Raw genomic sequence first — 12335 nt, 5'->3', positions numbered from 1 at the left:
TCGACATCTACGTAAATTGCATCTAAGTTATTCATGCCCTTGCCTTGGTAATCTTATGTTTCTTGGTCGAAAGATCTGATCACCGCAAGGGCATTTAGTTCCATTTCTTATGTGCAGCTCAGGTTAAATAAGCACTCCCAGCGCTAATTAATCAATACCCAAGCGGCCGATGTTAGGATGACATTGGCCGCTTTTTTACTAGGGCGTGTTGATTTTTGATAGTTAAATTTGCAGCAGCGTGTTTGGTTTTTAGGCAAGGCAGCGCCTATCAAGTGTAGTTATTCCATATAAATAGGCGAAACGCAGGAGCAGTTATCATGCCCACTAGGTTACAAACCTCACGCCGCAATTTAATCGCCCCTAGATTAAACAAATTTCAATCCGCAAAGTTCAACACGCCCTAATCAACATTCTTAAAAACTGGCTTATAAACAAACCATTTAGCATTTTTATCTGCTAGCAATTTACTCCCCACAACGCTACTATTTAATGAATACGCAGTGGAGATAATTATGAACAGTCAAAGATTAAGCGAATTTGAAGAATACTTTCAAATAAATGAAAGCATTCGAGTAAACTTATTTGCTGTAGAAAATCAGTTAGTGCCGCAATCTCAACTCGCGCTTGAAGACGACATACCTCCTCTATTTAAGCTAGCTAACGAAGTCAGTGAGCTTGAACAGGCCTCTTTAAGACCCCTTAGAAACTTAGGCGATTTAGCACAAGAGCTGGCGGCTTTTTTACAAGCACAGTCGCGTAAAATTGATTTAATAATGAGCCACATTTTAGCCTCAGAGCAAGCTCAAGATAACGCCATCCAGTGCGATAGCTACGGCGGAGGCGGCATTCGCTTTACTTCGCCTGATGTATACGCAATAGGCCAAGCATTTAGAACAAAGCTATTTTTACACCACGAAGCCTCAGCCGTCTACTGTTATACAGAAGTTGTGGCCGTTGAAAAACAAGACAGCGAACACTACCAATACACATTACTGTTTACTGCAATAAGAACCACAGACCAAGAATTAGTTGTCAGAGCCAGCTTACATGCACAAACACGCCAGCTAAAAAAACGCCAAAAACTCGAACAAATTGACAATGATTCTAGCGGCGATAAATAGCTGACATATGCATGTAAAATGCTAAACTAGCGCCACCGTAATTTGTATCAAAACTTCATGAACTTTAGACTTTTACCTGAATGGGCTGAGCAAGACGCCGTTATGCTTACTTGGCCCCATGCACAGACCGACTGGGCTGATACGCTTGAACGCGTAGAGCCTGTTTATGTTGAGCTTGCAACGCATATCACAGCCGTGCAGCAGCTTGTTATTGTTGCCCATAACGCGGCGCTTAAAAGCCACATTACTGCCTTGCTAAAAAAAGCAAATATAAACTTAAGCCACGTGCACTTTGTTGTTACACCAACAAACGATACCTGGGCACGGGATCACGGCCCTATTACCTGCGCGAATATTGACGACGCTCGCCAACTTAAAATTTACGACTTTATCTTTAATGGCTGGGGTAATAAGTTCGAAAGTGCCCTCGATAATAAAATTAACGCCGTACTGGTAAACAAGCTAAGTAATCCAAACACTGATTACCAAGCCCTGAATGTGGTACTTGAAGGTGGCGGCATTGAAATTAACGAATACGGTGTGTTGCTTACAACCAGCGAATGTTTACTGAATAAAAACCGCAACCCCGATTTATCATCAGGCGATATTGAGTCAATTTTAACAACGCATTTAGGCGCAACTGACTTTTTATGGGTAGATCATGGCTACTTAGCCGGTGACGATACCGACAGCCATATCGACACACTGGTACGTTTTGCCCCCAATAATACACTTGTGTATGTTAAGTGCGATGCTAAAGAAGATGAGCACTTTAACGCATTAGATGCGATGGAAAAGCAGCTACAAAGCTTTAAAACGCAAAATAATACCCCATATACGTTAATTGATTTGCCGTGGCCAAAACCAGTGTTTGATGATGACAACACCCGTTTACCTGCAACGTACGCAAACTACTTGATTATCAATAATACGGTTTTAGTCCCGACGTATAACGATGACAACGACGCACTGGCGCTAGCGCAAGTTCAAAAAGCATACCCAGCGCACACTATTATTGGCGTTAATTGCCTACCTATTATTGAACAATTTGGTAGTTTACATTGCATTACCATGCAATTACCTCGTGGATTTTTAGCTGGAGCAGCACAATGACAAGCCCTGCAAAATTAACCGTTGCCTTAGTGCAACAAACTAACAGTGATAACGCCTGCCAGAATATGGCAAAGTCGACTGCTGGCATTCGTGATGCTGCTAAGCAAGGCGCACAGCTTGTGGTTTTGCAAGAGCTGCATCGTAGTCTGTATTTTTGCCAAACAGAAGATGTGAATGTATTTGACCTAGCCGAAACAATTCCGGGCCCAAGCACAAACACACTGGGCGAGCTTGCTAAAGAGCTCGGCATCGTTATTGTGGCTTCACTGTTTGAAAAACGTGCCACTGGGCTTTATCACAATACCGCGGTGGTACTTGAAAAAGACGGCACCATTGCGGGAAAATACCGTAAAATGCACATTCCTGATGATCCGGGCTTTTACGAAAAATTTTACTTTACACCAGGCGATTTAGGCTTTGAGCCAATTCAAACCTCAGTAGGTAAGTTAGGTGTTTTAGTATGCTGGGATCAATGGTTCCCTGAAGCGGCCCGTTTAATGGCCATGGCTGGCGCAGAGGTACTAATTTACCCAACCGCAATAGGCTGGGACCCACGTGATGATAACGCAGAGCAAACACGCCAAAAAGACGCGTGGGTAATAAGCCAGCGTGCGCATGCGGTTGCGAACGGCGTACCCGTTATTAGCTGTAACCGTGTAGGGCACGAAAACGACCCTAGCGGACAAAGCGAAGGTATACAATTTTGGGGTAACTCGTTTATTGCAGGCCCTCAAGGCGAAATGCTCTCAGAGGCGAACAATACTGATGAGCAAATTTTAGTAGTAGAACTTGATCAAAAAGCCTCTGAAAACGTAAGACGTATATGGCCGTACTTACGCGACCGCAGAATTGATCACTATCAAGACTTAACAAAAATTTACCGAGACTAAATAACTGCATGGCGTTTGTGAGCAAACGCCAACTAAAAAATGGAGCACTAAATGGCGTTTGAGCAATGGGCAGCCTTGCCGTGGGTAAAATCTCAAAAAGATAAAATTCAATGGGGGCAGCTAACTGGCAGTGCACTAAGTATAGCCATTGCAGAAGGTGTAAAACAGCAAAACGATTTAGTGCTTATTGTTACGCCAGATACGCCAAGCGCATTGCGACTTGAAACCGAGCTCGAATACTTATTGCCAGATAACCCGGTAATGGTATTTCCTGATTGGGAAACCTTGCCGTATGACCATTTTTCTCCGCACCAAGATATTATTTCAGCGCGCTTAGCCACTTTAAACACTTTAAAAAACGAGCAGCAAAGCGTACTTATAGTGCCTGTATCTACGTTAATGCTACGTACTGCGCCCGCTTCGTTTATTTATGGCTCTACCCTTAATTTTAAAGTAGGCGATAAACTCGACACCCATAACCTGCGCTGTAATTTAGAACAAGCAGGATATTTAAACGTACAACAAGTAATGGAGCACGGTGAATACGCAATACGTGGCTCTATTGTTGATTTGTACCCAATGGGCAGTGTGCACCCATTTAGGCTCGACTTTTTTGACGATGAACTCGACTCTATTCGTTTATTTGACGTAGAAACCCAGCGCTCAGATGAAAAAGTAGATAAAATTGAGTTACTGCCCGCGCATGAATTTCCAACCAACGAAGCAGACGTTGAGCGTTTTAGAATAAATTATCGCGATAAATTTGGGGCCAGCTCAGAGCAAGACTCTGTTTACATGCAAGTAAGCAAAGGTACTTGGCCGGCCGGTATTGAATACTACATGCCGCTGTTTTTTGAAAAGCTTGCCACCATTTTTGATTACTTGCCAAACACCACTACGGTTATGCAACTAGGTGATTTAGAACACGCCGCAGATACCTTTTGGCACGATGTAAACGTACGCTACGAAAACCGAAAAGTAGATCCCCTGCGTCCACTACTGGCGCCCAGCGAGTTGTATCAACCTATTAATGAGTTGTTTTCTAATTTAGGTGAGTTTTCACGAATACGTTTATCGCAAGCTAAATTGCCCACTAAAGCAGGCAATAAAAACTTAAATGTGAGCGAGCTGCCCGCAGTAAGAATCGATCATAAACAACACGAACCCTACGGCGCATTTATTAACTATGTGGCAGAGCAAAAAAAGAAAAAAAGCCGTATTTTATTAAGTGTTGAGTCTGATGGTCGCCGCGAGTCTTTATTAAGCGTGCTTAAGCCAAGCGGCTTAAAGTTTAAAGAATTTGAAAGCTTACAGCAATTTACACAAAGCCAAAGCGATGTAGGCTTAATTGTAAGCCCTCTTGAGCAAAGTGTTGTACTGGGTACAAAACCGAGCCTTTCTATTATTACCGAGCAAGAGCTGTTAGGTATTAAGGTGTCGCAACGGAGGCGCCGTAAACATAAATACGAAGCAAGCCAAAATGCGCTAATTCGCAACTTAGCCGAGCTTAAAGAGGGCCAGCCAATTGTGCACCTTGATCACGGTGTTGGTCGCTATCAAGGCCTGCAAACAATTGACGCGGCAGGGGTAATCACTGAGTTTGTTACCATTACCTATGCCGGTGAAGCAAAACTGTATGTGCCGGTATCGGCACTGCATATGCTAAGCCGTTATTCGGGCGGTGAAGAAGCAAGCGCCCCGCTTCATAAACTTGGCTCAGATGCTTGGGAGAAAGCCAAAAAGCGTGCCGCCGAAAAAGTACGTGATGTAGCCGCAGAGCTGTTAGATATTTACGCACAACGCCAAGCAAAACCAGGTAATAAATTTGCACTCGATGGGCAAAGCTATCGCCAATTTAGCGACAGCTTTCCATTTGAAGAAACTGACGATCAGCGTAATGCTATTGAAGCCGTACTTGGTGATATGCAATCAAAACTTGCTATGGACCGATTAGTGTGTGGTGATGTAGGCTTTGGTAAGACAGAAGTGGCTATGCGCGCCGCGTTTGTAGCGGTTAACGATAACAAACAAGTCGCCGTATTAGTACCAACCACCCTGCTGGCTCAGCAACATTACGAAAACTTTAAAGACCGCTTTGCCGATTTCCCTATCGAAGTGGGAGTGTTGTCGCGCTTTAATTCAACTAAAGAGCAAAAAGACACGCTTGAAAAAATGGCCGACGGTAAACTAGATATCGTTATTGGAACGCATAAATTAATTCAGCAAGATATTAAATTTAATGACTTAGGTTTACTCATTGTTGATGAAGAGCACCGCTTTGGTGTGCGCCAAAAAGAAAAAATAAAGTCATTACGTGCTGATGTAGATATATTAACGCTCACTGCAACGCCTATTCCGCGTACTTTAAATATGGCGATGAGCGGCATGCGTGATTTATCTATTATTGCCACCCCACCTGCTAAGCGTTTAGCGGTTAAAACCTTTGTACGCCAACGCGACAGCGACTTAATACGCGAAGCCATACTGCGTGAAATTAAACGCGGCGGCCAAGTGTACTTTTTGCATAACAATGTTGAGACTATTGAGCGAGTCTCGCAAGAGATCAGCGAATGGGTGCCAGAGGCTAGTGTCACCTCTGCTCATGGGCAAATGCGCGAGCAAGAGCTTGAGCAAATAATGACAGACTTTTATCATCAAAAATACAATGTACTGGTATGTACCACCATTATCGAAACCGGTATTGATGTGCCTACTGCTAATACTATTATTATGGACAGAGCCGATAAACTTGGCCTTGCGCAATTACACCAATTACGCGGTCGTGTTGGGCGAAGCCACCACCAAGCGTATGCTTATTTATTAACCGGCGATGCTAAAGCACTTTCTAAAGATGCCACCAAACGCTTACAAGCAATTGAGTCGTTGGAAGATTTAGGCGCAGGTTTTGCCCTTGCTACACATGATTTAGAAATACGTGGTGCGGGTGAGCTATTAGGCGACGATCAATCAGGGCAAATGCAAACTATTGGCTTTAGCTTGTATATGGAAATGCTAGAGCAAGCGGTTAATGCCCTTAAAAATGGTAAAGAGCCAACGCTTGAAAACCTGCTTCAGCAGCAAACTGAAGTTGATTTAAAACTCCCTGCCTTACTACCTGATGATTACATACACGATGTTAATGCGCGTTTAGGTATGTACAAGCGCATTGCAAGTTGTGCTAACCTTGCCGATATGGACGAATTACAAGTAGAGCTAATAGACCGCTTTGGTTTATTACCTGATGCCACTAAAAACCTATTTAGTATGCAGCAACTAAAAATGCGTGCTAGCGATTTAGGAATTACAAAAATAGAGGCAAACCCTAAAGGGGGCTACTTTGAATTTAGCCAAAATACGAAGGTTAATCCTAGCTTCATCATAGGCTTGATACAAAGTGCACCCCATGTGTACAAAATGGATGGCGCAAATAAATTGCGCTTTGCAATTAATGAGGTAAACCCTCGTGAACGCTTAAAAATGGTCACTGCAATGATTGCAGATTTCGAAAAAAAGGTTAGCCATTAATGTTGCTAAAAAAATCGCTTATCGTGTTATGTTGCTTATTTAGCAGCAGCGCATTTGCAGAACGTTGGTTTGAAGTAGAAGTGCTGGTATTTAAACAGCGCCCTGCCCCCTATTTACAAGAAGACTTTAGCTTAAAGCACGAGCCCATTAAGGCGAAAAATACGTTAGAGCTACTCACCCCTTTATACACAGAGCAAGCTATGCAGGCATGTATAGATGGCGATAGTCGCTTTCAAAAACGCTCGTTTACCGATTCTTTAGTTAATGCCAACCCACAATCGGGTGTGTGTGATAACAGTATCGACTTTATGAAAAGTTACGACGAGTTGCCCGTTACGCCATTAGCACCGGCACAAGATACAATGGATGAGCCCTATTTACTCGCACCTGAGCAATTACAATTTACTGCCCAGCGCCGCGCTTTAGACAGAAAAGGTTTAGCCCCGCTACTACATACCGGCTGGCGCTTTGAAGGGGCAAGTAAATCGCGTGCGCCTAGCATACATTTAATTTCTGGGGATCATATAAAACGCGACGTTAACACTACGCCTAATTATTCAAATCCCGACTTTATTAGCTTAGTACAAAGTAAGCCACAGCTATTTGATACCTTAGAGCAGCCCCTAAGCTATTGGGAGCTAGATGGTTTATTTAAAATACATTTACGCCACTACCTTTACATAACCGCTGATTTTGACGTAAACGAAAAACTACCTAATGGGGATATAGAATCGGCCCGCTTTTCACAATTTAAACGTGTAATTAGTGGTGAAATCCATTACTTTGATCATCCTCGTATGGGCATGATTGTACAAATACGAAAGTATAAACACTAAATCAATAGGACATAACAATGAAAAAACTCCTGATCATCGCAGCAACGCTAAGCCTGGCAGCTTGTTCAAAAGTAAGCCTAGAAAACTACGAAAAAATTGAAGTTGGCATGGATAAATCCGAAGTAGAAGCTATTTTAGGCTCTGCTGATAACTGCGTAGAAAAAACCCTACATACTAATTGTGTATGGGGTGATGAGTCTAAAAACATAGAAATAACACTCGTTTCAGACAAGGTAACTATTTATTCTAAGCACGGTATAACACAGTAATACTGCACTAAATTAGGTAAATTAGGTAAATTAGGTAAATTTACATGACACTAAGGGATAGCCGTTGCTATCCCTTTTTTATTTTCTATTTTTTAGAGTAAATAAGTTCAATATTAACTATTTTACTGCGATTAAGGGTTATTTTGTAACGCTGGTACAAAGTTCTTTCCTCGTCTTTTAGTACCATCACCAAATTTAACTGGTAGCGCCTTTCAACCGCTTGCTTTGATATTTTATTACCATCTAAATGATACAGCTTGCCCTCGCCGCGTTTTAAATACCGTGCAAAGGGCGCCAAATTAAAGCGCATACTTTGCTGTAGAGTATCGTAACCTGGTAAAAACTCTTTAGCAGAAACACGTGTTTCACTGGCAAAATGCAGCCACTGCGCGGCTAGCTTGTTTTGCTGACGCCTTTTTGAAAATATTGTTTTTACTTCACTAGGGATTTTTTTAAAACGCATATACTCAAGCCACACAAACTGACTTGCAACGCGGTCTTTAGTGATGCTGTTTTTAAATACAAACCGCCATTTAGGACGCCCGCGAACAATAGCGCGCCAAATTACCCGCGTAATGTCTTCTTTAAATATTTCTCGCAAGCCGTAAATAACCCCTAATATTAAAATAAGGGTAGCGGTAACTTCGGTAAAGGTTGAGCGCGCGTTAAGTATAACCACCATTACAAATGCCATAATGACAGCTGTAACCGTGCCTTTTACTAAACGCTTTAAGTAACTATTTAAATAACGCGTATTGCGATGCAAAATAACGCCGTGCTCTATAAGGCGCTGCAGTAAACGCATTTTATTCGTAATGCGGTTACCATCTTGCAACGTGGTTTCTGAGTTGTAATTTTGCTCAAACCGGTATGTATTTTCGTTTTTACAAAATTGCAGTAAGTCGTTGCGCTCTTTCGCAAAGTCACTGCTGCGCGGGCCTTCATCTAATAGCTTTAAAAACGACTGCTCAACATGCCAACTTAAATAGTTATCGGCATTGGTGTAAAACGGCACCAATTTTTCATCATCGGGGGTATATCTGCGCAGCTTTTTTAGCAGCCCTTCACTTTGCTCAAACAGCTCTTGTGCACGGGCATAAAAAGCATCCACTTCTTGAATTTTTAATGCATCTTTAATATCAGCGTCGAGCGCTAAACGCACCTGATAACAGTACAAATTAAGGTTTTGGCGGTAATCTTGTTGCTCACCTTTGTTTTTACTAACAAAGCGGCTACGCACTAAGGGTAAGTGTATGTTTTTAGCGTTATAAGCTAAGTGCGATTTAAAGTGGTTATTAAAATAAGACTCTTCACTGAGGGTTTGCACGTTTATACCCATTTCATTGGGTATAGAAAAATACAGGTCGATACGCTGCTCAGAGCGAGGGGATAACTCTGGTTCTATGACAAAAGATAAATTTTCATCTTGTTTTATCAAACAACTCTCCTTTTATTGAGTGTATAAGTGTACTGGTCTCCTTAATTTTGTTCAATAAAAAAGGCCCAGTAAACACTGAGCCTTAATACGATTAATGTGCTAATTAAAACTTGTAGTTTACGCTAGCAAACACGCGAGAACCCACTACATCGTAAATTTCTGGAACAGTGCCCATATCATTACCACCTAGTACTTCTTCTGGTTCTTTATCAAAGATGTTGTTCATACCACCAGTAACACGAAGTGCATCATTGATGTTATAGCTCATCGAGATATCATGGTATATAACGTTATCAGTGCTAAACGACTCACCGTAGTAATCACCATCCATACCACGAATAAAGCGTGCATTATAAAGAACATTGAATGCATCGGTAATATCATAGCTTACAGAAAGGTTAGACTTTACTTTAGAGTATCCACCAACGTTACCATCAATAGTGCCTGTGTAGTCAATATCATCTTGCTCAAACTCGATAAGGTAGGTCGTATCTAAGTTAATGCGGTAATTATCGGCTGTGTAGCTAATATTCCAGTCAATACCTGACGTTTCTTGAGCTCCGACATTTGTAAGAGCTGAGCTTAAATCAGATAAATCACCAGATGACGTAATATTCACAGAAGCACAAGACTCAGCATCACCTGCAAAACAGTTGTTCATTTCATTTTGAACATCAAGACGGGTAATTGCGTTAGTAATATCAAACTTCCAGTAATCTAAAGTCGTTGATAAGCCATCAGTAATTTCCCATACAGTACCAAACGTAAATGAGCGGCTCTCTTCTGCCTGAAGATCTGGATCACTTGTGTAGTTAACCAAAATCTGAGCGTCTTGCTCATTACCCCATGGATCTGCAAGGTAATCATAAGAACCTGAGTTACCACCAAACAATTCAGCTACATTCGGTGCTCTAAAACCTGTTGCAAGTACTGAGCGCACCATGAAGGTATCTGTAACATTCCAAGTAGCGCCCAATTTCCACGTTGTTTCGCCACCAAAAGTAGAGTAATTGTCATAACGAGCTGCACCTTCTAAGGTTACACTCTCTAAAACAGGAACAGACGTCTCAAAGTACACCGACTGTACAGAGTAATCACCTTCTGTTGGGTCTTGTTGAGCTGCTGTACTCTCGCCTAGCTGTGTAATTAGATCTGGAGTATAAAAACCACTTTCATAGCGATTTTCAACACCTATTGCATAGCCGATATCATTTTCAGTTACGTTACTGTATCCAGCAGAAAGGATAAACTGCTCATTTCCGCCTTCATTTTGCTCTGTGTAAATAGAGTCATTTGAGGTTAAGAAGTTACGCTCTAATGAGTCACCACTAAACCACAAATCTTGATTAGCATAGATACTTTCTTCAACACGGCTAGCATTTATTGAGTTTTGAACGGTATCTTTAGAATCATTTCGACCGTATGTTGCACTGATATCCCAGCTAGCATCGTTATCCAATGTTCCTTGCAACGCTAAAGATGCACGGTAAGTATCAGTTTCTTGCTCATAAATACGAGGACCAGCATCAACCATTCTGCGTCGGTATTCTAAAGTATCAGCAAGGGCACCGTCTTCAACAAATGCTGAAGTATACTCGGCATCTAAATTAGCAGTTTGAAGATCTACACTTGCTGGTTGAGGAGCTAACTGTTGAGTTGACTCGCGGCGTGTATACATTAAATCTACATTTAATGTAGTGTCAGAGTCTAGCTCCGTGTCATAGCTTGTAAAAACACTGTATAAATCATTAGGTGTTTGTGCATAACTAGACGTAGTGTAATCATATGATGTTGTTCTATCTTCAAAAACACCATTTCCTTCGTAAGTTTTTCCACCTAAAGTCCCTTCAGGGATAAAAGAAGATTGACCTGGTTCAACAAAACTTCTGTCAGATTGAATCACTTCTCCACGACTTGAAAATTGTGCACCAACAACTAAGTTACCATCAGCAACTTGCATTCCATGAAGTAAGCTAAAGCCGTAGTTATTACCATCAGCTTTAGTCGTTCGGCTGCCTTCAATATTAAGTTCAGTACCTTCAAAATCCTTCTTAGTAATGATGTTTACAACACCAGCGATAGCGTCAGAGCCATAAACCGCTGATGCACCATCTTTTAAGATTTCGATAGATTTTATCATTGCTACTGGAATGGTATTTAAATCAACTGAAGAATCGGCACCAGTACCAGATGAAACCATACGACGGCCATTTAAAAGTACTAGAGTACGTTGTGCGCCCATACCTCTTAGATTTACAGTAGCTGAACCACCTGAGCCGTTATTGCTTGAACCACCTAAACTCATGCCAGCAGCTGATGGCTGGTTTGAAAGCACATCGGCAACTGATGTGTAACCGCTTTTAGCAATAAAATCATCACCGATGATAGTGATTGGACTAGCCGTTTCCATGTCCGTACGGTTAATGCGAGAACCCGTTACTTGAATTTTTTCAATAGCGTTTGCGCCATCTTCGGCCGCTACTACTTGCATACTTGAGAACATTGGGATTGCTGCGATTACAGCTAAACCAAGAGTTGATTTTTTCATGAATAAACCCTACTTGTTGGAAATTTACCTTGATTGGTAATGCTCACTTTTTATAAGAATTGTGAGTCAGGGGGGCAACTTAGGCTGAGCTAACTGAACAAAAACTTAATGGGTGATTGCTATATATACAACACCAAAAAAGAATAACCAAAAAAGGTACAAAGGTTATAGCTTGTTGCAGTGTTAACTAAAAAAAACAATTAAAAATCATGGGCATGCAACAAAAACAAAGCAATTAAAACACACCTGAAATCAAAGTTATGCAGATTGTAATCAAATGTAATTAGTGGATAAATATACCCTTTTTAGAAAAATTAACATATTAATCACAGCGCATTAGTAAAACCGTAAAGCTGTAATAAAATTAATAACCATAAATATGCAGATTTACCGCTTAAATAGTCTTATTAAGCTATTTATTTCGTTTTTTGGGTAATGTTTTTTTGTTCAGCGAGACTTCAACGTTTGCTCGGATCGAAAGGCGTTATTTAATTTAGCAAATCATTAGAGGGTCTTAATTTGAGGGCGTTTAGCTTTATTAAAATAGTGATCATGAAACTAAGCAGGATTTACTTTTTTACATGCCCAGTAATGC

The 12335-nt window shown here is 41.3% G+C and carries 8 protein-coding genes; 6 read left to right on the top strand and 2 right to left on the bottom strand.

Annotated features, from left to right (window positions below; all coding sequences use genetic code 11):
• Positions 1–512 precede the first annotated feature (512 nt).
• The 6 genes from PSI06_RS15775 to PSI06_RS15750 are packed head-to-tail and all read left to right on the top strand — an operon-like array spanning position 513 to position 7754.
• Positions 513–1121, top strand: a complete 609-nt coding sequence (locus PSI06_RS15775) for a PilZ domain-containing protein (RefSeq protein WP_273604225.1) — start codon at positions 513–515, stop codon at positions 1119–1121.
• Positions 1122–1178: 57 nt separating this feature from the next.
• Complete coding sequence (locus PSI06_RS15770; RefSeq protein ID WP_273604226.1) at positions 1179–2234, top strand: agmatine deiminase family protein; 1056 nt, start codon at positions 1179–1181, stop codon at positions 2232–2234.
• Positions 2231–3124 carry a carbon-nitrogen hydrolase gene (locus PSI06_RS15765; RefSeq protein ID WP_273604227.1) on the top strand — a complete coding sequence of 298 codons (894 nt, stop codon included), beginning with the start codon at positions 2231–2233 and terminating at the stop codon, positions 3122–3124. The genes PSI06_RS15770 and PSI06_RS15765 overlap by 4 nt, the downstream gene beginning before the upstream one ends.
• Before the next feature lie 51 nt (positions 3125–3175).
• On the top strand, positions 3176–6649 hold the full coding sequence (mfd, locus tag PSI06_RS15760) for a transcription-repair coupling factor (RefSeq protein WP_273604228.1): 3474 nt from the start codon (positions 3176–3178) through the stop codon (positions 6647–6649).
• Positions 6649–7485, top strand: coding sequence for a peptidoglycan binding protein CsiV (locus PSI06_RS15755; RefSeq protein ID WP_273604229.1), 837 nt, complete (start codon positions 6649–6651; stop codon positions 7483–7485). The genes mfd and PSI06_RS15755 overlap by 1 nt, the downstream gene beginning before the upstream one ends.
• A 17-nt stretch (positions 7486–7502) precedes the next feature.
• Positions 7503–7754, top strand: coding sequence for a DUF3862 domain-containing protein (locus PSI06_RS15750; RefSeq protein WP_273604230.1), 252 nt, complete (start codon positions 7503–7505; stop codon positions 7752–7754).
• 85 nt (positions 7755–7839) lie between these two features.
• On the opposite strand, the gene PSI06_RS15745 is transcribed toward PSI06_RS15750, so the two are convergent.
• A complete protein-coding gene (locus PSI06_RS15745) occupies positions 7840–9192 on the bottom strand; it encodes a hypothetical protein (protein ID WP_024032591.1) in 1353 nt (450 codons plus the stop codon).
• 103 nt (positions 9193–9295) lie between these two features.
• On the bottom strand, positions 9296–11740 hold the full coding sequence (locus PSI06_RS15740; RefSeq protein WP_096041901.1) for a TonB-dependent receptor: 2445 nt from the start codon (positions 11738–11740) through the stop codon (positions 9296–9298).
• Positions 11741–12335 lie beyond the last annotated feature (595 nt).

It is taken from the genome of Pseudoalteromonas sp. GABNS16E, from assembly GCF_028598715.1.
In the GTDB taxonomy this organism is placed as follows: Bacteria; Pseudomonadota; Gammaproteobacteria; order Enterobacterales; family Alteromonadaceae; genus Pseudoalteromonas; species Pseudoalteromonas atlantica.
Note: the sequence above shows the minus strand (reverse complement) of the source record. Positions and strands in the feature narration are given on the sequence as shown.

Excerpts from the sequence above, each read along its gene's own strand:
- PSI06_RS15770 (WP_273604226.1), top strand. The coding sequence starts at position 1,179 with ATGAACTTTAGACTTTTACCTGAATGGGCTGAGCAAGACGCCGTTATG.
- PSI06_RS15750 (WP_273604230.1), top strand. The coding sequence starts at position 7,503 with ATGAAAAAACTCCTGATCATCGCAGCAACGCTAAGCCTGGCAGCTTGT.
- PSI06_RS15755 (WP_273604229.1), top strand. The coding sequence starts at position 6,649 with ATGTTGCTAAAAAAATCGCTTATCGTGTTATGTTGCTTATTTAGCAGC.
- PSI06_RS15775 (WP_273604225.1), top strand. The coding sequence starts at position 513 with ATGAACAGTCAAAGATTAAGCGAATTTGAAGAATACTTTCAAATAAAT.
- PSI06_RS15740 (WP_096041901.1), bottom strand. The coding sequence starts at position 11,740 with ATGAAAAAATCAACTCTTGGTTTAGCTGTAATCGCAGCAATCCCAATG.
- mfd (WP_273604228.1), top strand. The coding sequence starts at position 3,176 with ATGGCGTTTGAGCAATGGGCAGCCTTGCCGTGGGTAAAATCTCAAAAA.
- PSI06_RS15765 (WP_273604227.1), top strand. The coding sequence starts at position 2,231 with ATGACAAGCCCTGCAAAATTAACCGTTGCCTTAGTGCAACAAACTAAC.